The organism is Lachnoclostridium sp. An14 (assembly GCF_002160755.1).
In the GTDB taxonomy this organism is placed as follows: Bacteria; Bacillota; Clostridia; order Lachnospirales; family Lachnospiraceae; genus Lachnoclostridium_A.
The window spans coordinates 1-22,010 of sequence record NZ_NFLE01000051.1 but is presented as its reverse complement, the minus strand read 5'-3'; the positions used below and the strand labels follow the sequence as shown (position 1 = coordinate 22,010).

At 51.2% G+C, this 22,010-nt stretch carries 18 protein-coding genes and 1 CRISPR repeat array; of the genes, 1 reads left to right on the top strand and 17 read right to left on the bottom strand.

Going from position 1 to position 22,010, the window contains the following annotated elements; translation table 11 throughout:
- Positions 1-78 precede the first annotated feature (78 nt).
- From B5E84_RS18660 to cas6, 7 genes are all read right to left on the bottom strand, one after another.
- Positions 79-1,071, bottom strand: a complete 993-nt coding sequence (locus tag B5E84_RS18660; RefSeq protein WP_143469273.1) for a hypothetical protein — start codon at positions 1,069-1,071, stop codon at positions 79-81.
- Between the two features lie 625 nt (positions 1,072-1,696).
- Entirely contained in the window at positions 1,697-2,455 is a 759-nt protein-coding gene (locus B5E84_RS18655) for a hypothetical protein (protein ID WP_087225985.1), read from the bottom strand.
- The gene (locus B5E84_RS18650) at positions 2,452-3,426 is read right to left on the bottom strand and encodes a hypothetical protein (protein ID WP_087225982.1); all 975 of its coding nucleotides are present in this window, start codon (positions 3,424-3,426) and stop codon (positions 2,452-2,454) included. The genes B5E84_RS18655 and B5E84_RS18650 overlap by 4 nt, the downstream gene beginning before the upstream one ends.
- Positions 3,413-4,147, bottom strand: a complete 735-nt coding sequence (locus tag B5E84_RS18645; protein WP_087225979.1) for an RAMP superfamily CRISPR-associated protein — start codon at positions 4,145-4,147, stop codon at positions 3,413-3,415. The genes B5E84_RS18650 and B5E84_RS18645 overlap by 14 nt, the downstream gene beginning before the upstream one ends.
- A 17-nt stretch (positions 4,148-4,164) precedes the next feature.
- Positions 4,165-6,177 (bottom strand): Cas10/Cmr2 second palm domain-containing protein, encoded by a 2,013-nt coding sequence (locus tag B5E84_RS18640; protein ID WP_087225976.1) that lies wholly within the window; start codon positions 6,175-6,177, stop codon positions 4,165-4,167.
- Positions 6,170-7,048 (bottom strand): DUF6602 domain-containing protein, encoded by an 879-nt coding sequence (locus B5E84_RS18635; protein WP_087225973.1) that lies wholly within the window; start codon positions 7,046-7,048, stop codon positions 6,170-6,172. The genes B5E84_RS18640 and B5E84_RS18635 overlap by 8 nt, the downstream gene beginning before the upstream one ends.
- A 279-nt stretch (positions 7,049-7,327) precedes the next feature.
- Positions 7,328-8,215, bottom strand: coding sequence for a CRISPR system precrRNA processing endoribonuclease RAMP protein Cas6 (gene cas6 / locus B5E84_RS18630; RefSeq protein ID WP_087225970.1), 888 nt, complete (start codon positions 8,213-8,215; stop codon positions 7,328-7,330).
- Positions 8,216-8,699: 484 nt separating this feature from the next.
- On the opposite strand from cas6, the gene B5E84_RS18625 reads away from it, so the two are divergent.
- Positions 8,700-9,239: a hypothetical protein gene (locus tag B5E84_RS18625; protein WP_087225967.1), complete on the top strand. Its 540-nt coding sequence runs from the start codon at positions 8,700-8,702 to the stop codon at positions 9,237-9,239.
- A gap of 565 nt (positions 9,240-9,804) precedes the next feature.
- Here the strand turns inward: B5E84_RS18625 and B5E84_RS20730 are convergent.
- The 10 genes from B5E84_RS20730 to cas3 all read right to left on the bottom strand — a co-directional run bounded on the left by B5E84_RS20730 (position 9,805) and on the right by cas3 (position 21,786).
- Positions 9,805-9,972 carry a hypothetical protein gene (locus B5E84_RS20730; RefSeq protein WP_162612904.1) on the bottom strand — a complete coding sequence of 56 codons (168 nt, stop codon included), beginning with the start codon at positions 9,970-9,972 and terminating at the stop codon, positions 9,805-9,807.
- 7 nt (positions 9,973-9,979) lie between these two features.
- The gene (locus tag B5E84_RS18615; protein ID WP_087225962.1) at positions 9,980-11,203 is read right to left on the bottom strand and encodes an MFS transporter; all 1,224 of its coding nucleotides are present in this window, start codon (positions 11,201-11,203) and stop codon (positions 9,980-9,982) included.
- Entirely contained in the window at positions 11,181-12,065 is an 885-nt protein-coding gene (locus B5E84_RS18610) for a helix-turn-helix domain-containing protein (protein ID WP_087225959.1), read from the bottom strand. Before B5E84_RS18610 ends, B5E84_RS18615 begins: the two co-directional genes overlap by 23 nt.
- A 1,089-nt stretch (positions 12,066-13,154) precedes the next feature.
- Positions 13,155-13,524: direct repeats of the CRISPR family, unit length 33 nt; unit sequence ATTTCAATCCACTCCCCTCTCATGAGGGGAGAC.
- Between the two features lie 252 nt (positions 13,525-13,776).
- On the bottom strand, positions 13,777-14,067 hold the full coding sequence (gene cas2 / locus B5E84_RS18600) for a CRISPR-associated endonuclease Cas2 (RefSeq protein WP_087225953.1): 291 nt from the start codon (positions 14,065-14,067) through the stop codon (positions 13,777-13,779).
- Between the two features lie 26 nt (positions 14,068-14,093).
- The gene (gene cas1c, locus B5E84_RS18595) at positions 14,094-15,125 is read right to left on the bottom strand and encodes a type I-C CRISPR-associated endonuclease Cas1c (protein ID WP_087225950.1); all 1,032 of its coding nucleotides are present in this window, start codon (positions 15,123-15,125) and stop codon (positions 14,094-14,096) included.
- Complete coding sequence (gene cas4 / locus B5E84_RS18590) at positions 15,122-15,787, bottom strand: CRISPR-associated protein Cas4 (protein ID WP_087225991.1); 666 nt, start codon at positions 15,785-15,787, stop codon at positions 15,122-15,124. The genes cas1c and cas4 overlap by 4 nt, the downstream gene beginning before the upstream one ends.
- Positions 15,777-16,667, bottom strand: a complete 891-nt coding sequence (gene cas7c / locus B5E84_RS18585) for a type I-C CRISPR-associated protein Cas7/Csd2 (RefSeq protein WP_087225947.1) — start codon at positions 16,665-16,667, stop codon at positions 15,777-15,779. Before cas7c ends, cas4 begins: the two co-directional genes overlap by 11 nt.
- Entirely contained in the window at positions 16,664-18,589 is a 1,926-nt protein-coding gene (gene cas8c, locus B5E84_RS18580; RefSeq protein WP_087225944.1) for a type I-C CRISPR-associated protein Cas8c/Csd1, read from the bottom strand. Before cas8c ends, cas7c begins: the two co-directional genes overlap by 4 nt.
- Positions 18,586-19,326, bottom strand: a complete 741-nt coding sequence (cas5c, locus tag B5E84_RS18575; RefSeq protein WP_087225941.1) for a type I-C CRISPR-associated protein Cas5c — start codon at positions 19,324-19,326, stop codon at positions 18,586-18,588. The genes cas8c and cas5c overlap by 4 nt, the downstream gene beginning before the upstream one ends.
- An 18-nt stretch (positions 19,327-19,344) precedes the next feature.
- Positions 19,345-21,786 (bottom strand): CRISPR-associated helicase Cas3', encoded by a 2,442-nt coding sequence (gene cas3 / locus B5E84_RS18570; RefSeq protein ID WP_087225938.1) that lies wholly within the window; start codon positions 21,784-21,786, stop codon positions 19,345-19,347.
- Positions 21,787-22,010 lie beyond the last annotated feature (224 nt).

The following is a 22,010-nucleotide window of genomic DNA, read 5'->3' as shown; positions in this document are numbered from 1 at the left end:
GTTTTGGGGGCTTTAAAGGTTTGTAGGGCTGGGGTGACGGCTGTTTGGCGGCTTTGGCCGTCCGGGAGGGATTGAGGTTCAGCCTCCCGGCAGCCAGATTCCATTTGCTGTGCGGAACATGGCCTGGGAAATTTGGCTGCCGTCGGAAAACCGATAGCAGACCGTCACCCGGCCGTCCGGATCTTCTATGACCGTCCCCTCACCTCCGAACAAATTTAACAGATATTCCAGGGACAGGGCCGGATCGGTTAAAATCCTTTGAAAAATTTCGTTCTCGCCGGCAAGGATTTCCAGCTCTCTCCACAGGCCCTCCTGGTTGGTACGGTAGTCCATAGGGGTTCCGGAGACCGTTTTTCCGTAAATTTCTTCATATTGAGCAGCGGAGATGACGCATTCGTTTCTGGAAAAGGATTCCTGGCGGCCGTAGTACGTGCCGTTTTCTTCCCGCCAGCGCACCACCTGAGTCCAGGCCCAGAGGTGGGGTTCGTCCTTCTCTGCCCAATAGGTGATCACGGTACGGTCTCCCTCAGTCACCGCAGAGCAGCGCCCGCCCTCCGGCCACGGGCCGTCGGGAAGTCCGATCACCGGGGTCTCTCCCGGGAGAGACCAGACGTATTCCAGACGGTAGAAATCATCCCGGGCCTCCGGGTCGTAGAGGTCTAACAGCGCCTGTCCATCCCGGGCGCAGAAGGCCTCAGCCCAGGCGGTGACTGGCTGGGACGAGGCGGAAACAGCCCCTGGAAGGGAAACTCCGTAATGGGCGGGATAGAGCTGCCGGTACATGGTAGCAGCTACGGTGAAGGTGAGGACGAAGATCAACACCGGAGTGATAGAAAACAGCCAACGGACGCGGCGGGAGCCTGCGGGGGCGCAAACAGCGGCAGGAGGCCATTCCACTGCGGGAGGCGCGGGGGGCAGGGCATGGGTATGGTTCATTTCTACTTCCAGCAGCTCGTTTTCCCCTTTCGAGGCGGCCGCGGACAGCATCCGGCCGCGGTTTTCTCTGTACAGTTTCTCAAACCGGCCTCGCCGGTCCTCCGTATCCATCAATGACGCGTAAAATGACAGCATTCTCTTTCCGTTCCTTCCAAAGGCTGTGACGGCCTCTATATAGGTATAACGAAATGAGAAGGGATTCGGATACAGAGAAATGGAATTTTTTGCATTTTAATGTATGCTCCCTCACCGGGAGCGACGGGTGACGAGATGGCAGTTCTTCTGGATGAAGTATTTCAATCCACGCTCCCTCACCGGGAGCGACGCGAAGGCCGTTATGGACATCTACACAGAGGAGATATTTCAATCCACGCTCCCTCACCGGGAGCGACCTGTCTTTGTCACCCGGAATATAATATCCGGGTCATTTCAATCCACGCTCCCTCACCGGGAGCGACAGCAAAATCCCCTAATTTTTCTTCCATTTCCCTCTCTCTTTTTACGCAATTATACCGTTTCCATCCTCACAATACAATCCCATTCCTCCAAACCCCCTCATAATTTTCCATCTTACTTTCCCATTTCCAGTGCGAATCCCTCTGGGGATTTATGGGTGCTTGGGATTCGCACTGGAGCGTTTCGGGTTTGTGTGTTTCGCCAAAACGCAGTGCCTTACCGGTAGCCGTATGTTCCGACTTACGCCAACGGTTTTTCTGGTAACAGATCGTCTTTCGCCGACAGGGGTCTATTTTCGGTTTCCTCATGAAATCTGCGGTTCCCCGCGGACAGACAGCTCCACCAGCCCATGGGGCAGCCCCGTTTCCCGGTCAAGGAACAGGCTGCCATTGGTGCAGTCCTCCCCACGTTGTTTCCCTTCCAGCAAAATGGAATGGAGGAGTCCTTTATATCCCCCGAGAAGAATCACGTTGTTTTTCTTCTTCTGGGCCTGAAGTCTTTTCCGCACTGTTTCCAGGGTCTGATTCAGGTTTTCGTCTTTATAGTTCATACGCAGCAGCGTTTCCAGATACTTACACATCTGGCCCATTTTCTTTTTCGCGCTCTGGTTTGCCCGCTCTAATATTTCCTGCTGGAAAGAGAGGCCGTCTGCCAGGTACAGTTCTCCTGACAGCACGGTTCCCGCCTTTACCATTTCCACACCCACATTTGGGAAAAACCAGTCGAATGCTGCCTGGGCTGTTTCCTGAAGGTATTGGGCCTTCCACAGATTTTGAAGAATCACGCAGGTTCCTGGGACTTTTACGTCATCCACCATCAGCTTTCCTCCGTGAACACCCGGTTCCAGCGCCCCCTTTATGGAGCTGCCGGGGATGTAGTACTCCGCGTTCTCCGGGTCATACTCCTCATACTCCCCGTACTGATAAAACGGGTAAACCACCCGGATCCGTTCGCCGGAAGAAACCGCTTTGGGGCTGTCCTTGTCCAGATAAAACGCCTGCCCGGCCCTCGGCGACAGAACCAAGCTGGACTGGCAGTTCAGCTCATAGGAAATCTTCTTCATCCCCTCGCCCCCTTTCCCAGCCAGATGGGGTACAAAAACCCGTTTCCAAATACAATATCCCTGTCATAAAAGGGGGATTTCACACATTTTCCCGCCTTCCGGATGCCGTCCTTTAATGCGATCACGCTGCCGCTGTCAATGAAACTGATAAAATACTGAGAACGGTTCTGCTCCCAGCCTCCCGGCATTCCAAAGGGACGCCGCTGGGACGTAAAAAGCCTCACCGTGGACGCGTTGAAATCCACCTGATCCGGCAGCAGCATTCCCAGATTCAGATACCGGTTGGATTTTGGCAGCCTGATCTTCTCCATGCCTGTCACCTCATACTTATTGAGGCCCTGGGAGGCCCGTTTTCCTAAAATCAGGGACTCTCCACTCTCCTTCAGGCGCTCCAACAGCTCTATCCATTCTTTTAAGCTCTCCCCCTCCTCCCCCTGCAGATAGAAACAGAAGTCGGAAACCGGCCGGGTCTCCTCTCTCCCATTCGCCCCTCGCTCCACTTCCAAAAGCTGCACCATGGGAACGGTATACAGCCTTGTGTCCAGGCCCTGGATTCCGTACAGGACGCTGTCTATGGAGGCGCGGAGCTGCTGCCGCTCCGTCTTTTTGATGTATGGATACAGGTTCTCGCAGGTGGCTGGCTTTTCCAAAACCGACCGCAGATCCTCCTGACGGATATACGCCCGCTCTTTGATCCTGGCCCGGCTCTCTTTTAGCGATCGCTCTCCCCCGATCCGTTCAGCCAGACGGTCCACCAGATAGTCCTGAGGCAGAGGAATGTAGCCCAGAGGAATCACATTGGACAACGCCAGATGAATCTTCCGGTCAAACACGGCATGAACCAGCTTTGTGGTTTTCCCGCTGCCGTGAATTCTTCCATAGGCTGTAACCAGCGCGCCGAACAGTTTTTGGGAATCTGGCAGCTGGGTGATGGGGCCGGTGGCCTTCAGCTTGATTTTATAATTTTCCACGTTTCTCTCCCCCGTCTTCTGTAAATGAAACCCGGATTTTTCCGTATCCGCGGCTCTTGGAGTTTCCCAGGCGGTAAATGCCGTCGTTGAATTTCTCCAGATTTCTCATAATGTACCGCCTGCATTGCTCCACGTCAAAGCCAGCCTGATCAAACTGGTAGAATTCAATCTCCCCTTCAAAGACCAGCCCCGTTCTGGCCGTCTTGTAGGTGCGGGGATTGGACTTTGGCTCCGTTCCATTGCTGTCGATGGAGTTTTTGGCGTCGATGGAAAAGCATTTTTTCAGATCCCGGTATTCCGCTTTCAGCCGCAGGTCATTAAACAGCAGCTTAGGGGTGTTGTTAAACTCCCGGATTCCAAATAGGTCACATGGGGAGGCGTTTTTTATAGCCCTGTCATAACGGGCATGAACGCGCTCGATCCCTTCCGTTTCCTCCCTCCACAGCTGTCTGATCCGCTGCTCATTTTCCTTCCATTCCCTTTTGAGAAATGCCTGGTAAAACCTGGTAATGGCCTGGGCATCTTCTGTTTCTCCTCTTTCCGCATCCTCTTTTACGATCATGCGGAGGGCTCCCTTCCACGACGAGGCAGGAATGCAGGGAAAGCCGTCGCTGTCCACTGCCGTCCACTGGTCGATGCCGCCGATCTCAAAGGGCACAGGGGAGCCGCCGATCAACAGGTTGGAGCAGGTGGTCACCGTTACTTTTATGGTATGTTTCATGTCTGAATCCTCCCGTTTCACTTGTGTTTTTCTATTTCCATAATCAACTCATGATACCGGTAAAACAGCATCAGGGAATCCACGAAATCCGGCGTCCACTCCCCGCTCTCCTCTGCCAGGCTCAAAAATTGCTTTTTGTCAAAAAACAGGCGGTTGGGATGTTTTCCTTCCTCCAGGCGCTTGTTATTTGCCTCTGCGATCCTTTCTTTTTCCTCCTCTGTGGAAGGGTTTCGCAGTTCAATCCGTTCCGCGGCCTGCTCTGCCGGCATGGTGCGCAGACGGTAAAGCATGGATGGCTCCAGAGCCAGACAGCAAAATGGTTTCCTGTGATCTTTGGGAAGAATGCTCTGCACCACAAACACATCTCTCAATGGCGTTTTCCGGTTCAGGCAGATCTCGTAGAGATATTTCCGTGACTTTTTAAGCAGGATTCCTTCCGCTTTTTTGTCCTGCGTTCCGAAATTCTCCTTTTCTTTCTTCTGCTGGCCGAAAATCTGAAAACGGGGATCACTGAAAAGGAGCATCAGCCTCACATACGCCTGAAACCGCTGTTTTGTCTCCTCCTTCACCACGAGCCGTGTTTCCCCTTTCACCCTCTCGCACAAATGGGTAAGCAGCCTGCCATTTAAACGGATTTCCAGGTTTTTCAGCTTTTGATCGGAAGACTCCCCATAGGCGGGAAACAGCCGGTACAAAACGTGGTTGATGTAGCGTATGTTGTCACTCTGCACCGTCTTATCTGTGATGTCCTCCAGCAGGGTATAGAAAAAGTGGGGCCGGCCCAGCTGATTGGCGCATTTGCTCTCCTCGTTCCGGATATAGCTTAAAAGTTTCAGATCATGGATAAAGAAACTCCAGATCGGGAAATTCTGCTGCGCCTGTTTCAATTCATCCGCGATTTTTTTATCTCCTGACGGCACCCATTTCCCTTTTTTCTTCGTTCCCTTGTCGATTTGCTCTTTCACAGATTTATAGTCCACGTCCAGGAACACCAGATCGCAGATCCCGATTTTCATCTGAAGAAATTTTCGCAGCACCTGGGGGCACTTCGTTTTCTTCGCATTTTTTAACTGTGCCTCCACCATCTCCAGATAGTAACGGATGGGCTGCTTATTGAAGGTAATCTCCACTCCAACGCTGACGGAAAGGGGATCAAAGCTCCACCCGATCTTTTCTTTGATCTCCTTATTTATCTTTTGCGTCAGGTTCCGGCAGACGTTCACGCCATAAATTAAATGCTCCAGAACCACCGCAAAAAACAGGTCGTCTCCCGCCACGTACAGCGGAAACAGCCATCTCGCTCCCTTTGAAGGGACGCAGGATTCTGCGGCCTTATGAAGGCCTTCCAGGCACATTTGCTGGTTCAGCACCTCGCTCACAGCCTGATACTCCTCATACTGGCCGATCCGTTTAAACATCTCCCCCATCCCGTCTAAATCCGCTTTCAGCACGGCGATGCGAAACTGCCCCCCGTCCCCCTCTCCCGTTTTTGCCAGGGCGTTTAACTCCTCAGCAAAATAAGGGAATTGGTTCCCGTCCATTTTGGACCGTTTTCCTTCCGGTATATTTGGGGGAACCTCGCAGAAGGAAAACAGCAGTTCCCGGTTTTGTTCCACTGCCCGGTTCCAGTTTCCAGCCTTTTTCAACTGTTTTTTTGCCTCCTGAATGTCCTTAATCGGGTCCTGATTTTTATCAGGAAGAATGGCGTACCGCAGGAGTTTCTGCCCCTCGGAATCTATGTAATACTGCTCAAACAGCCGGTTTGCCGCCTGCTCCAGCTCCTCCTTTGACCGCAGGCTGTAGAAAATGTACACGCCGGAGCATTTTAAGAGGACGTTTTCTCCTTTGGCCGCCTCCGGGAAATATATTTCCACCTCCTGGAAAAAACCGGCGGAAATCTGATCCGAAGCGTTCAGGATTTTCCGAAGGGTGGCGTCCTCCGTCTGTTTTTCCTGGACATGGGAGTGAATCACCTCTGTCAGAAAGGTCTGGATCTTGTCCACCGACAGCGCAACGATTTGTCTACTCATCTTTCCCTTCCTCCGTCCTGTTATTTTGGTCAAACAGCTCCGCGTATGCCCGATGGGGAAACAGCATGGGGTTGTTGATCAGCATGAGCACCTGGTTCAGTTGAAAGTTGAAGGTCATCAGAGCCAGTTCTTCTCCCTGATGGTGAACGGCGAAATCCTTCAGGGTATATTGTTCCGAGCCGCCGGGATCTATCTTGGAAGGCTTTTCTTCCTGACCCACTAAATTCAAAGCCACATACCAATGATACAGCGTCGTCTGTTTTGAATTCCAATGGATCGTCAGCCGGTTTTCCTCCTGTTTTGCCCGTATCACCACGTCAAAGATTTCCTCCTGTTCAATGTTTTGCAATCCATCGCTCAAACAGCAGAGGATCCGAAGCGGCCGGGTAGCGGTTTGGGACATGGGTGCGGAGCCGTGCTCTGTTTCCCCGCTGGCAATCCCGCTGAGCACCCGCGCGAAAGATTTAGAGGAGGTTTTTAATTGTTGAATGCTCTCAGCCCACTCTCTAAGATTCTTTTTTTTCAAAGACTGGCTTTTGCACTGCACCGTCACCGCCACCGCCTCGATGGGAATAAATTTTAATTTCCCGTACCGGAACACATAAGGCGTGTAGGTCTCGTCAAAAATCGCCAGATCTACCTCATTGGACACCTTTCCATTGGAATCAATAATAAAAACAGACTGCTCAATCACAAATTTTCGGGGAATGATGGTTTCAAACAGCTCTTTCCAGACGGTCTCCCGATAACTTCCCGTCGTCCCGTCATGGGGAACGTGGAAATAGAGCTGATTTACTATTCCAATTTCCATCTGCCGGTAGTTGTCCCGAATACTTTCCACAACATCTTTTCGATCTGAACCAGAACTCATGTAATTCCTCCTTTGCAAAACACTGGCTGCCAGCGCGTCCATGCCAAAACGCGGCCGCACCGGCAGCTATGATTCCTTATCAATATGTTAAGCCCCCTCATTCCCGCCATTTCCGTTCCAGGCACGCGGCCCGGACGGTTATTGAAGCCGGGGATTTGCTGTAAAAAGTGTGCGCAACAGCGCACACTCGCGCCGGAGCGCGGCTGCGTAAACAGCCATTTTCCTTTGCGCGGAGTGCGCCTCGGAGCATTTTTATTTAACAGGAAACGAAGTTTCCTGTTAAATAAAATATACCTGTATCTCTCCCATTCCAAAGGTGGTATTCCGCCCGAGATGCAGTGTCTGGGCCGCCAGCAGCCACGGGACGAAGGGATCTAAATTCCCTTCGTATTCCACCTCACCCATCAAACCTCCAAAATCCATTTTTTCCTGAAGACGGTTGGAATAGCGTTCCAGCCGCTCCAGCCGCAATTCTTCCCTCACCGTGCGGACTCCGGCCGCCAGTTCCTGAAGGCTCATGGCCTCCTCCCGGTCCGCCCAGCCGCCGTACCGGCTGGTAAGGGCCAGGATCCGATTGGTGATGTTTCGGATCAGAGTCTGGAAGGTGACGGTGGTCAGCAGGTTTCCCTTCCGGCGGATTCTGAGGGGCGTGCGCAGCCGGACTGTCACTCTGGTCACTCCCTCCAAGCGGCGGCAGGGCAGAACGCTCCTTTCAGCCCCCGCCGGAAAATAAGCCCCGTCCCGCCAGAGAAAACAGCAGGTTTCCCAGTTTACCACCTGCTCCAGGGAAAAGGGGAATCTCCTTGCTCCCAGACCGTGCCTCTCAATGCCCTGAAACGCCTCCGTCAGCGATTTTACGTAAGCTGTCCCGTCTCCGAAAAGAAGAACGCCAAACTGCAGCCGTTCTCCCGGCCCGATCACCTGCTTTTCCCCGCAGACAGGCGGCGGAATGATGAGATAGGGCTTTACGGTGTCCTGTTCTCCCTCCCATTTTCTGCCGTTGGCATACAAAAAATCGTAGGCAGCCCGGTCCCTTTCGTATAAGGATCTGCCGATCACTCCCCGCAGCGTGGAGCCTAAGTAGGCCGGCAGCTCCGCCTGCTGGCGGGAGATCAGGGAGACGGACAGGGGGAGGTATGAAATTTGAAATGGTGTTTGTTCTCTCATAGTGGTTTCTCTCTTTATGAATATATGGAAATTCCGCGGATGGGAATTCGGTTTTCGGGGCCATTTGGTCCAAAAGGAAGTCGTGGAAACGGATAGGGAAATTCTGCGGTATGTTCTTTATGTGCGGTTTTCCCGTTTCCGCGAGGGGGGCCCATTGGCGCTGGCAAGGGAGTTCCATTGGTGCTGGCGGGGGAGTTTCCGCGGCAGCTCCTTTTTGGGCCTGCGCGTCAATTCTTCCATGATTCGTGCTGATTATTGTAAATATTTTATAAATATTTTTGTTTTTCTGTTTAATTTTAATTCATTATATCCAATTTTGAACGGTAATACAAGCGACTCTGTCTGCGGATAAGCCTGCATCCGGCGATATGCCAGAGGGCAACGCCATCGACAGGTTAAAATGATGTGGATTTGTTCACAGTCTTGTACTATACTTTTCTTAAAGAAACAGGACAGCAAATCGGGATTTACGGAGATGGAAATTATGGAAAAAAGAATGTACATTATTTTTCTGATAAGTATTTTAATTTTAGCGGGGTGTGGAAAAACAGCAGGGAATGGAGAAACTGTTGAAGGTAAGGTAATATCAAAGATGACGAGTACAGAAAATAGTGATACTTTACAAATTGAAATGGAACAGTCAGCGCAAATTGAGAATTCAACTCTGGAAGAATTAAATAACTTAGCTGAAACAGAATTTATTGGAAGATATGTGGATGATTTAGGCTCTGGCTATGAAAAATCTGAAATGATAATTACAAAGCAGGATGATGGGGATTTTGTTGTTGATTTCGGAGTTTATAAGTTGTTATATGTTACTGCTGCATTAGGAAAATATAGTCAAGAAACCAATACGTTAAGTTTTGAAGGGATAGATGATAATGGGAATGAGATTGCTGTATCAGTCTTTCCAGAAGAAAATTATCTTTCCGTAATATTAATAAAATCACCATATTCTGATGTATCAAAGGGAACCGTTTTGAAATATTATCCAGAAGGATACTATCCCGTAGAAACTCATTAGATGGCGATTGTAACAAATCATTGTTTTTATGGTCGTTTCTTCCTTGGTGATTAAGAAAAAATATAAAACGTAACTTTGACCATTACAGGCGGTTTCGGAGACATAGATAAAGACGGTTATCTTGACCGTTTGTTCCGGCAGATTATCCAGGAAAGGGGATTGTGGCAGTTAATCGCGGTTGATTGCAGTTAATTTTGGCTAATCAAAGCAAGTAGTTGAAAAAGATTACAGCTTACATTTCTATTACAGCAAAATTTATTTGAACTACCCAAAAAGAGGAAATCCATGTATGGATTGAAGAATAAAGTCATAATCAGCAATTTATAGAAAGGACAGCCGGGAAAATCGACTGCCCTTTCTATGTCGGCAGGCAAAACAGAACGCCTGCAATGACAAAACCGGGAAAGAATCCCTGCGAAAAACGGCGGGAAAAGAGTCTCTGCCTTATCATCCAGAACGCTGTCTTTGAAAGGATTGTGCCGGAAACGGCCATTTTTCTCCATGATGGCCGTTCTCGCCGTCTGCCCCTGTCTCAGCCTCCGGCGGTTCCGGTGGGCATGAGGGATCAGGGCCGCCTGACGATGCAGTAAAACCTGTTGGAGCGGTGGCCGTTCATCGTCGTAAAGGTGAGCCGCTCATACTGGAGGGATTGAAATCCGGAGAGCAGGGCGTGGATCCAGGTTTCCTCATGATGCCTGCAAACCGCCCTCTCCGTCTGAGCATCTCCGCTCACAGGCCTTTCACCCTCTCCTTCTTTCCCGGTGCCTGCCATTTCCACCATCGTACACCAGAAAGGCAAAAGCCAACAGCGCCGCCCCGGAAAAAATCATGATCCCCTGCAGGGGAATCAAATCCGCCAGCGGCCCGAACACCGCCATCCCCAAAGGCAGGCAGCCGGAGTACACCGAACTCATAAGGCCAAACACACGGCCCTGAACCGCGGCCGGAGTCCCCTCCTGGACCATGGTGGTCACTGCCGTCTGCACCGCCGTCAGGGCGACGCCGTAAAGGCCCATTAGCAGCAGGTACAGGACGAAGGATTTCACAATCCCCATCCCCGCGGCCATGGCCCCAAACACCCCCAGGGCAGCAGCCAGCGTTGTCCGCCGGTTGGAACAGCCGCCCCAGACGCTCATCAGCAGGCCACCGGCCACCATGCCGGCAAAACCCACCAGCTCCACAGCTGTCAAATACCAGTAATCGTCTCCGTAAACGCGGCTCACCAAAAGCCCCGCCAGAAACCCGGCGGGCACGCAGAGAATGGTGAACAGGCCGTACACCGTCAGCAGATTTCCCACCTCCCAGTGACTGCGGACGCAGCCGATCCCCATTTTTAAATCCTCCCAGGCGGAGAGACATTTTCTCTCATCATTTCCGGGAATCCTGATTCCCAGTACCATTCCGATCCCCACCACCGCCGTCAAAACGTCAATGCCCATAGTAAGGCGAAGACTGCTCACGGTCAGCAAAGTTCCTGCGGCAGCCGGGGCCGCGAAATTCACCAGAGACTGCATGGCCGCGTTGAGACCATTGAACCGCATCAGTTCCGTCTCCGGCACCAGACTGGGGATCACCGCGCTGACCGCCGGCGTCTGAATCCCTGCTCCAGCGGAACGAAGGGCAGAGATCAACAGCAGGGCGGACAGCAAGGTCTCCGTTTCCCGGATGTGGGGAATGACAAGGATCATAAGAAGGGTGACGGCGGCGATGGCCGCGTCTGCCCCCGCAATCAGCCATTTCCGGCTGTAGCGGTCCGCAAAGACGCCGCCGGCAAAGGACAGGAGAAACTGGGGCAGGTAGGAACAGACGCTGAAGGCCGCCACCCACGCGCCGGAGGCGGTATTTAAGGTCACGTACCACACAATGGCCATCTGCACCAGGGTGGAGCCAAAAAGGGTAACGCACTGGCTGACCAGGAACTGAAACGCCGTCTTTCGCCAGCTACGGGGCCTGCTTTGTCCCATGTTCCCCCTCCTTTCTCTCCGGAGGCCGCACCAGCCTTTGAGTGGGGTAGCCAAACTCCATCAGCAGCTCCCGCTCCGCGAATCCCAGCCGTTTCCACTCCTCCCGGTATCCCGTGTCCGCCCGGTCCGACGCCCGGAAGGTGGTAGTGCTGATCTCCCTTCCCGGCAAATATTCCTCCATCAGCTTATCCAGAAACAGTTTCTGAATCCCGCTCCTTCTGTACTGTGGATGTACCCCCATAAATTCAATGGAACCCGTCTCCGTGGAAAAAGCCATCACTCCCACTGCCCAGCCCTCCGTTTCCAGAATCAGGGCCCGTTTTTCCTGAATGCACTTTCTCAGGTTCCAAAGGTAATCCCTCTCGTCAAAACAGGGATAGCCGTCAATCACCAGTCCTACCAGCTCCATCCATCTTTCCACATCTCTTTCCTCTGCCAGCCGGATGTCTTCCTTATGAAACTTTTTGTTTTGTTTCTGCCGGCGGAGGGAAAGGGGGAGCTGGAGAGGATAAAACACCCCCAGCTCCCGATACCGGGCCGGAGGCATTTTGTACATGGCTTTAAAGGCTACCGTAAACGTCTGCTGGCTCTCATAGCCGCAGATGAGGGCGATCTCAATAATAGGCTTTTCAGAAAACACCAACAGCTTTGCTGCCTCCGTCAGCTGCCGCCGCACCGCGTAATCGTGAACCGTCATGCCCACAGTTGCAGAAAACATCCGGTGCAGGTGATATTTGGAATAATTTACCGCCGATGCCACCCGTTCCAGATCCAGCTTGCCGTCCAGGTGGGTTTCGATGAAATCTATGGCCGGGGCGACATGGCCGGCCTGGTCTCTGTCTGCCGCAGATTTTTTGCGCATTTGGAACTCCTCCTTTCCGTGGAGACAGGATAGCATATTTTGAGGAACGTGGTTTTACAATTCTTGCTCCTAAAGGCAAAAATCATGTGGAACCGCATTTCTAGCTGCATTTTTTGCTGCACAAAAATTCACTGGTTCTGATAATCGGACAATTCTTTCTGTCGTTGCCGGAAATGGCTGTTTCTCATTTTCGGAAAGTGGTTTACTGGCGGTTTGACAAATGCTCCATTTTCGTTTTCGGAATCTCCAACTGGATTTCACCGCACTGGTTTTACATTTTTGAGAAACAGCCGCTGTTTTCCATTATCCGTCCGGATCTGACTCGTTTGGTGTTTGTTGTCTCTTAGGGCAGCTGGGGATTTGATTTCTGTTAAAAAGGAAGACTTTAGCTAATGACTCGATTTATAGGATGCTATCTCTGTTTTTGTATTACGCCATCTTTATTTCCACTTGACCCTTTCTGTCAGTCTGCGCCATTTTGCCATTTTATCTTAAAATTAAACTTTACTTTTTATGTTCTTGTGATACACTGTTTTTAAAAGAGCCGTCCCCCAGGCCGTTTTGGACGTTGTCGCACTGGTGCCTTTTGGGTACATTTGTGGCTGGGGCTAGGCTCTTTTTTTATTTTGCTGTGTCGTTTTTTTGTAATCGTGATGGTTTTAGATATGTGTTTTACGAAACGGATGGTTTGTTCGGCATAGATATGCCTTGTTTGACTGTATACTATTCTTTGTTTACATAACATTGCCGAACCTTTTATAGATCGTAACATACCATTGATAATGTTTCAAATTTGATATTTAATACTCTGCGAATTGTTCAATGACTTCCGCAAAATTAGGGCTGTGTTCTGTTGTTGAGGCGTTGGAGAATTGGAGACCCGGCTCCATCGCACCTCAACTCATATCAAAGCGAAACACAACCATACCCAGGCAAACGTCATAACCAGGGCGGCAAATACTGTCATCACAAAATAGCTGATTCTGTTTTCTACATCCCACATCTCTTTTCCCTGCCTCCGAAACGCTCGCGCGGCCTTTCAATCGCCATACACCGACAATGGCCAAAACAGTACCAACGCAATGCAGTCTTTCGATCTGCTCCCCTCTCACGAGGGGAGACCTGGAGCAGTTTAATTTTTCACAGCTGGACGGAACATTTCAATCCACTCCCCTCTCATGAGGGGAGACTTTTCCTGTAGGGAGTTTACAAAAACGTTCAATATTTCAATCCACTCCCCTCTCATGAGGGGAGACTCACCACTGGCGGATGTCCTCACGTTATGTATCATATTTCAATCCACTCCCCTCTCATGAGGGGAGACGCTGTTCTGGAAATCCATTTTCATCCCTGACGATTAATTTCAATCCACTCCCCTCTCATGAGGGGAGACAGCCAGGTAATCCGCTACATCAAGCGGGTTCATATTTCAATCCACTCCCCTCTCATGAGGGGAGACAGCAAAAATCACCAATTCACCACCCCACTTCTCCAAACATTTCACACAAATCACCCAAATCCCCTTCTCCCAATCCCCAAAACCTCAATATTTACCACGCCATTTTCACAACCTGCACAATCCGTTTCCGGTGCGAATCCCCCAGCGTTTTTATGTGCACTTGTGATTCGCACCATATCGTACGTGTTGAGAATCATCTTCCTTACACAATTTTTCAGGCTATTTTCTCCTCGTTTTAAAACGCTCCATCCACTAAAAAATCAGCGGATCTGTCACATCAAATCCGGGCTTGGCCCCAATGTGTTCCACTTTATTTTTATACTTATCTCCCAGATAATAAAACCGCAGGCTATCTTTTTCCTTATCAATAATGTCCTCCAAAATCGCCTTCACCTGCCTGCACTTTGCGGCGTCTAAGTTACACTCAAACACGGAATTTTGTACCCGTTGGCCATAGTTTACACACTGTTTTGCCACCTTTCTCAACCGGGTCCGCCCAGCCGCGGTCTCTGTGTTCACATCATAAGTAATCAATACCAGCATTTCGCCCTACGATCTCCTCCTCCGTCTCATTTCCAGAAAAATGGCGGATACTCATCCAAGTCGCCTCTCAAATGCCTTGCTAGCAGCATGGCCTGGGCAAACGGAACCATTCCCCACTCCATCTTCTCTCCCAAAAACGGATGGGTGATTACCTCCTGTTTTTTCTTCTGCCAAGCCGCTAAAAATGTTTTCCGCAGCTGATCGTCCATCACCACCGCCCCATTTTCCTTTTGACAAAATCCGTCCTTGGTCACTACTTTTTTGTTGATTAACGTCAGCACAAATCGATCTGCCATAACTGCCCGCAGCTCCTCCACCATATCAAGCGCCAGCGACTTCCGCCCCGGCCTGTCCCTGTGAAAGAATCCCACATAAGGATCCAGCCCCACCGTCTCCAGGGCGCTGGAACACATAGAAGTAAGCAGCGTGTAAGAGAAGGAAAGCATGGCATTGACCTCGTCCGTAGGCGGTCTGCGGTTTCTCCCCGAAAAGACGAAATCCCTTTTCTGCTGCAGAATCAGATCGTCAAATACAGAAAAATATACGGATGCCGCCTCTCCTTCCAACCCTAAAAGGGTCGCCGCGCTGTCACAGGAGCGGATATTTGACAGTGCATCTGCCAGGATCCGGGATTTTCCGCGAATTTTTTCTCCATCCAGCCGCAGAGCATGATCCCTCACTGCCCGTTCCAAAATCCATCTGGAGTTGTAGACCTTTCCGGCAATGCAGTTTTTGGCGATCAAAAGGCTCTCCTCATGCCGCTCACTCCTCCGGTACTGCTCCTTGCGCAGGGTCACATTTCCGTAAACCTCTCCCACCACACGAGCCAGAAATCTTCCATTTCCGTTCAAAAACACCAGTCCGATCCCCCGGCTGGCACAGGCGCCCATCAAAGCCGGGCTGGCGCCTGTGTATCCAAATGTCACAATCATTTCCAGATTATGGAGGGGAACCCGGCCGACCTCCTCGTTCTTTTCCAAAACCACTACATTCTCACCATCCAAGGACAAATACCGGTTGGGTGAGGTGACATAAAGGGTATTCAATAACCGTTTCACTGTTCTTCCTCGTTTAAATGCTCGTCCATATAGGACTTCACCGATCGTTTCTTCCCCAGGACCGGCAGACAGATGTCTTTTAAGGAACAGGCATTGCAGCTCTTGCTCCACTTGACCTTCGGAGTATACTGGGTTTCAAAATAGCGGTGCATCTCCTGAAACATCTCCCCCACCTCTCTCCGCAGTTCCTCCGAAATCTCCACCTGCTCCCGCCGTCTCGTCTCCCCGTAGTATAAATAACCTACGGGAATGTCACAACAGAGCATCTCCTCCAGACACATGGCCTGAGCTGCCAGCTGTAGCATATCCACGTGATTTTTCTTTGGCGCGCCCCGTTTATACTCCACTGGGACTACGCGATACGTCCCCTCAACGCCATGAAGGGAAATGCCATCCTGGCAGCGGTGAAACTCCACCACATCGCACTCCCCGCTCACCCCCAATGTGCGGGAGCTGACCGGCATTCCTCTGGAAATCAACACCTCTCCCCGTTTCTCCCGGCTCATGACATCGTGAGCTTTCTCGTGTAGAAGGTGGCCTTCCACCGTTCTCACATTTTCCGCCCACTGCATCTCAATATAGGCTAATGCCCACTGCCTTCTGCAAAAAGCGAAATGCTGAATCCCTGACAGTTGGAGAAATTCATCCTCCTCATACAAGATCAAATACCTCCGGTTCTACACAGCCTGGATCCTCATAGGAAATTTCATAATCCTCATACGCCTTGGGACGGCCAGCTTTCCTTCCTGAAACGCCTTCCTGATCCGCCCGCTCACGGATTTTTACACTGCGGTGCACCTTCGCCGTGGAAACCGCCGGCGTCTTTTCTCCGTGCTGCCACCAGTACAGCCTGCACACCTCCATGCTGCCCTCCGGCCGCGCGGAAGATGCGTCATTTTCAAACAGAGTCTTCAACGCCTCTTTTAACAGGTCCGCGTCTTCCTGAGAAAATCCCGTTTTCTCCGCCAGCTGCACGTTCACACTCCCTTTGATCACGTAAAGTCCAAAGCCAATCCGGTGTTTCGTGCCCATGGTGTCAGACGCCTTTCCGCCGCCCTCCTTGGCCTCGCTGTTTACACTTTTCGTGATCTGCATACTGACAATGTCCACCGGAGAAACGCTGGTGGCCTGATGAATGGAAATGGGTCCCCGAATGCCCAGGGACACCTCCGTTCCCTTAAAGGCGAACACCTGACCAAATCCTCTCACATCCAGCCATTCCTGGCAGGCAATCTGCGCACAAATATCCCGATCCGCCTTTTTCCCTTTTTTGATTTCCTTCTGCAGCTCCACACAGCCGTCTGCCCGCTCTTTCAAGCTGCCGTACCCGTCATCCCTGCGGTCATCAGACTGGACAAAGATTTTCTGTCCCATATCCTGCCAGCGGTTGCGGATTTTTCTTTTAATGCACACATCGGAAATTTCCCCGTAGCCCTCAAAATTCTCTCTGGGGCGGTTGCCGTTTAAGGGGTCCCCGTTTGGATTCGCATTGTTTGCGGTTACCAGCAGTAAAAAGTCGATTCTTCCCTTTAATTCGCTCATGATTCTTCCTCCCCGTTTTCATTCTGTTTCGCAGAGTTCTTCAGCATATAGGACTGATTATGGAACCCCAGGAGATACAGGCCGCTCAACGCCCCGTCATCCTCAAAATCTCCCATGGAAAACTTATTAAAAATCTCGTCCATCAGATTATAATACTTCACTCTCTCCCCAGGTTTCAGCTGATTCCAATAAGGTGTCAGCTTTTCCTCCAGCACCTTCCATGTCCGGAACGGATGCTGAGAAAACGCGCTCATATAGCGTTTCGCGTTGGTCTCCCTCCCGTCATCCTTGTCAAAGGTTCGATATTCCACCCGGTCTGCCAGCGCCAGAAGGCGGCCGTACAGATAATCCCGATTCCCGCAGTTTTCATCCAATGCCATGGTCCAATCCTCCTTCAATCTCTTTTTATACTGCTGTCTCACCAGCGAACACGCCAAAGACAGCACACGCTCCCACAAAAAACGGTATTCAAAGGAAACCGGCGAGGACGCCCGGCGAACCGCCAGATTCACCATGTCCGGAGGGATTTCTTTCCCATCCAAAATACAAGGCATCCACCGTTTCGCCACCTCTTTATACAGGTCTTCCTTCCCTTTCATGGAAAAATACCCGTTCTGCTCTGTCCCGTAAAGGAGCTCTGCCGCCTCACGGATTCCCACCATTCCGGTGTACGTTTTCCCCGCTCTTTCATAGCGCCACTCACAGCTGTCATACCAGCGTTCCAGGCTCTTTAAATAGCGGGAGGTCTCATAATCTTTACATTCCACCATCGCCAGGCGGCCGGTGGTAGCCGCGTCCAACGCCATAATCATTGTGCGGGAAGACTGGTCTAACTTCTTTTGATACCCTCTGATCGCCTGACGGAACCGCAGCGCTCCGGCCGTTCCCGTACCGCTATAAGTCTCCGGTTCCTCCCAGTCGTCCTCCTCCCAGACTTCCTCATCTGCCACCCCCTGACAGATCGTCTCCGTATCTGCCTGCCAGTCCGGCAGTTTCTTTAAATCGGACTCCCAGGTCACCAGGCACATTCCGCCATAGGAGACTCCCTGTTTCCGAATGATCCATTTCAACGCATTGTGCGCTTTCTGGGAATCTTCGTAACCAATAGCAAAGGCCTCCTCCTTGCTGGCAAACCGGCCGCGATACGTATAATTGGTCTCGTCGTTGGAAGAAATAAGTTTCGCTCCGTCGCCTTCGTTTCGGATCTTTTTGGGCTGGAGGTAGGAAATCCGGGTGTATTTCCCTGTGAGATAGGACATTCCCATCCCGGACTCCACGGATTCGCAGTAGTCCATGTAGCTTTCCTGAAGCGTCCGGTCTTTCCAACATTCCGGGGCGTAGCGTCCCATCTCGTCTTCCAACGCTCCCGGTTCCAGGATCCGGCCGGTCTCCACGCGAAAGCGGACGAACGCGTCTGCCTGGGATACAATCTGCAGCTTTTTCTTGGTATCTACCATTCCATGCTCATCTGTTTCCAGGACTCCCGCGCCAATCAGATCCTTCATAATGGAGTTTCGGGAAAGATACTTCCATATGGCTTCCGCCTTTTTATGGCTATGGGGAGAATGGACCCAATTCTCCAGCTGGGCCATATAAAGTTCGTGGTTTTTCCGGCAGTCCTTTCCCGCCACATAAATCCCGTAATCTCCGGCCAGATATTTTAAGTTGTCACAGAGGGGATGGGGTTCGATTCCGGCTGTCCGGCTGGAAGACTTATCCGTCACAGGAATAATCGTGCTCTTTTCCTCCTCCGGCACCAGAGCCGCCCGTAGGAAATTTCCATCTTCGTCGATGGTCACTTCCACCTGCGCCGCCACCGTCGTGTGGTACAGAGGCAGCAGCACCGGCTGTCCATCTTCCATCACACCGGCTTTCTCCCGGTTTTTCTCATACAAGTCACAGAGTTCTCCAAACCAGTTCATACCGCGCCCCCTTCCTCCGAAAATTCTGCAAGGCCGCGAAAATGTTTATCTGGAAACGGTTTCATCTCCATCTCATGAATGTGTCTTTTTTCTGTGCACGCCTCCGGCGGACAAAATACCACGCGGCCTTTGCGCATCACCGGCCTCCAGAAACGGACCGTCATTTTTCCTCTGTCTTCCTCCAGCTGGGCCTCGTCCGCATAGGTGATCCCGTGATACATAAAGCCAAAAGCCATTTCTCCCGGCCAGTTGTCGTAACTTCCCTCTCCTTCTCCGTACACGCAGGGTTCCACATATCCCTGGCACTCCCTGGTGCCAAGAAAAATATCCCGCCGTCCGCCGCGCTCAATCATGCGTCTGGCGATGTTGTGATATTTGTGTTCATTCCGGTCTTGTTCAAACTCCGGCCGGTTCAGATTCCAGATAAAATGAGCGCGCACCTGATAGGAAACATCTTTTAAATAGGTATAATAGGACAGATCATTCCCCCCATTATAGGCAATGGGACGCACCGCTTTCGTCTCCGTCTGAATCGGGTTCATCACCCGCATCTCGTCAATCACCCATATGATCGTCGGTTTCCAGAATACGCTGTGCAGAATTCCCTTCACCGCCTCGTAAGTGGGAATGGGATAGGAACACTTCTCTCCTCCCACTCTGGTCACAGGATCGGAAAACAAAGCGTAATCGCCGCTCACCTGGAATTCCACCGTATTTCTGAACCGTTTCTCCTCCATTTTTTCTCCTCCTTCCTGTTAAAAATCCAAAAATTCCAGTTCTCCGGCCTCGGTTTTTACACCGGTATCCGGATCGTAATAGCGCCCGTTTAAAACCAGGATTTCCTCTCCCTGACGGCTGACTGCGTCCGGGCCCATCCTGCGAAACATAGATTCTGATAAATTTACCGTATACCTTTGCAGTTTGCGCAGATTCTGTTTTCGGGCGGATTGTTCCGTCTCTCTTTCCAAATCCCCCAGGATCTCCCAGGCGTCACCGTACGGCGCCACCACATCCACGCCTCCCTGATCCTCTATCATGGAAAACCGTTCTCCCGCTGTGCGAAAGGCCTGTTTCAGTCTGACCCGCTTTTCTCCGCCGAAAAACTCCTTGTTGCCTGACAGCAAGCCGATCAGATCCGCGGGCATTCCCTCCACCGTTGTGGGATACCGGTCCTGTCCTCGTTTTCCCTGCAAATATGCTCTGTAATAGGCGGCAATCGCCTGCTCGGAATCCAACCGCCCCGCAAGCTGATCCGGATTTTCATGATAAATCTGAAGAATCGTTCTCATAGCCTCCTGGGCTTTCCGGATGTCCGGAAGGGAGGAGAGCGGTTCCGCCTGGGCTGTCATCTGGATGACATACACCTTTCCCAATGCCTCTTTTCCGTGACGGTTACAGCGCCCGGCCGCCTGAATCAGATTGTCCAAACCGGCCATGGACCGAATCACGCTGCGGAAAGAAAAATCCACCCCGGCCTCCACCAACTGAGTGCTGACGCAGATCACGTCCTCTCCGTCCTCCAGCACTTTCCTCACCTGGCGGAGTACCGTTTTTCGGTGTTCCGGGCACATGGATGTGCTCAAATGAAATACGTTTCCCGCCATCCGGCCTTTCACTGCCTCAAAGACCTGTTTTGCCGTCCCCTTCGTATTAAAAATGGCCAGCACCTGCCGTTCCTTCTCCGCGATCCGGCAGATCATATCCGCCGCCTGCCCGGCATCCAAGCTGACCATTCCATTTTCTGTGGCATCCACATATTCTACTCGCCGGAAACTGGGTTCGTATGCGGAGAGGCGATCCGCCATCCACTCCGTTTTTAGCATCCGGTTCTCCGGCATTTCCTCAAACAGAGGCTGAGTCGCCGTACACAACACCACCACAGAACCGCAAATTTCCGTCAAAAAATTCACACTCATGCGAAACAGCCCCATCACTTTATCCGGAATGGACTGGACCTCGTCAAAAATAATCACGCTGTCGCACAGACTGTGAAAACGTCTTAAATTTCGTTTCTTCTCTTTCAATAAAGTGTTAAAAAACTGTACTGCCGTGGTGGCAATCACCGGGACTTCGTCCCAGTTTTCTATGAGACGCTCATAGCGCCAAGTTTCCCTCTCATCCTCCAAAACCACATCTCCATGGTGTTCCAGCACCCAATCCGGATTCCCCATGACTTCCCGAATCTCGTCCGCGTTTTGTTCCAAAATGCTGCGGAAAGGGGCTACATAAAAAATGTGCCGTTTGCCCGTCTCTAACGCTCTGCGCAAGGCAAACCGAAGGCTACTCAACGTCTTTCCCGCCCCTGTGGGAACGGCCAGCCGGTACCTGTTGCAGTCCGAGTACGCCGCTTTCTCACAGCGGTCAGAAATTTCCTCCCGCACCCCATTTAATGGGGAATTTCCTCGTTCTCCAGAATGAAACTGCCTCAGTTTCTCCTCCAGACGGTCTATCCCCATTTTCCACACCGCCCGGATTTCCTCATCTGTCATACCGGAAACGGTCTCTCGTCCTTCCATAAAATCCACAGTGTCCCGAACGTCGCCATCCGCCAGAGCGGAAAACAGCAGCCGTTCACACATTCCCAGGTAAAAATCCCGGTTTCCATAAATCAATCTTCCGTCCGGGCCCTCCGGCAGTTTTTTCAGCTTTCCGATCAATCGGTTTAAATCCTTTCTGGCCTCCCGGCACAGCCTGGCCATATCCTCCCGCTCCAGACCACGTTCATCATTTTCCTTCGCCAGCTCATCCTCGCATACGGCGCGAATCTGATTTACCATATCTGCCGGAATCTTGCTCTTTCGTTTCACAACCAATGGAATTCCATCTGTCAAGGAGATGCTGTCCTGGATTCCATGATGGGTAAAAATCGCCAACTGAATCATTTCCGAAAACAAGCTGCCCGGTTCATAAGAATCCACGATCAGGCCGCCTAACGTGGAGTGATCCACCTTATCTCCCTTGTATGTCCGTGCATCGCGGACACTCTGAGAACCGCAAACACTCTTTTTAAAATACGGCTGCCACAAATCCTTCGTATTTTTTCCATCGTCATGGTGCAGCCCTGCTACATATGCCGTTTTTCTCAGTTCTTCTACCCGGCAGTTTTCTCTTGCCAGGATTCCTACATTTTTTTGGTGGGATCGGTTCGTTTGAAAGGTGTCGTCGGAAAGGCGGTAGTGGGAAACATAGTCATCCATATTATTTCCCTCCTTTTCTTGCGTATATTGCGTATAGCGCGTATGGAACAGAAACTATATCAGAATACTTGTTCTGCCATGCCTTTAAATTGTATCGTATTTGTGTTAAACCTGAATTATTCACGACTTTGCCACGAATGTGGCTGAAAGCCACATAGTTACTGTATTTTAACTGAATATTGCTTTTCACCTATCAAGTGAATGAAAAAAGAGCATCCATTTGT

What these genes read in the sequence shown, in the direction of transcription:
- cas8c (WP_087225944.1), bottom strand. Translation starts at nt 18,589, where the DNA reads ATGAACTGGTTTGGAGAACTCTGTGACTTGTATGAGAAAAACCGGGAG.
- B5E84_RS18655 (WP_087225985.1), bottom strand. Translation starts at nt 2,455, where the DNA reads ATGAAGAAGATTTCCTATGAGCTGAACTGCCAGTCCAGCTTGGTTCTG.
- B5E84_RS18660 (WP_143469273.1), bottom strand. Translation starts at nt 1,071, where the DNA reads ATGCTGTCATTTTACGCGTCATTGATGGATACGGAGGACCGGCGAGGC.
- B5E84_RS18645 (WP_087225979.1), bottom strand. Translation starts at nt 4,147, where the DNA reads ATGAAACATACCATAAAAGTAACGGTGACCACCTGCTCCAACCTGTTG.
- B5E84_RS18615 (WP_087225962.1), bottom strand. Translation starts at nt 11,203, where the DNA reads ATGGGACAAAGCAGGCCCCGTAGCTGGCGAAAGACGGCGTTTCAGTTC.
- B5E84_RS18610 (WP_087225959.1), bottom strand. Translation starts at nt 12,065, where the DNA reads ATGCGCAAAAAATCTGCGGCAGACAGAGACCAGGCCGGCCATGTCGCC.
- cas2 (WP_087225953.1), bottom strand. Translation starts at nt 14,067, where the DNA reads ATGCTGGTATTGATTACTTATGATGTGAACACAGAGACCGCGGCTGGG.
- cas3 (WP_087225938.1), bottom strand. Translation starts at nt 21,786, where the DNA reads ATGGATGACTATGTTTCCCACTACCGCCTTTCCGACGACACCTTTCAA.
- B5E84_RS18625 (WP_087225967.1), top strand. Translation starts at nt 8,700, where the DNA reads ATGGAAAAAAGAATGTACATTATTTTTCTGATAAGTATTTTAATTTTA.
- cas5c (WP_087225941.1), bottom strand. Translation starts at nt 19,326, where the DNA reads ATGGAGGAGAAACGGTTCAGAAATACGGTGGAATTCCAGGTGAGCGGC.
- cas7c (WP_087225947.1), bottom strand. Translation starts at nt 16,667, where the DNA reads ATGAGCGAATTAAAGGGAAGAATCGACTTTTTACTGCTGGTAACCGCA.
- B5E84_RS18640 (WP_087225976.1), bottom strand. Translation starts at nt 6,177, where the DNA reads ATGAGTAGACAAATCGTTGCGCTGTCGGTGGACAAGATCCAGACCTTT.
- B5E84_RS18635 (WP_087225973.1), bottom strand. Translation starts at nt 7,048, where the DNA reads ATGAGTTCTGGTTCAGATCGAAAAGATGTTGTGGAAAGTATTCGGGAC.
- cas6 (WP_087225970.1), bottom strand. Translation starts at nt 8,215, where the DNA reads ATGAGAGAACAAACACCATTTCAAATTTCATACCTCCCCCTGTCCGTC.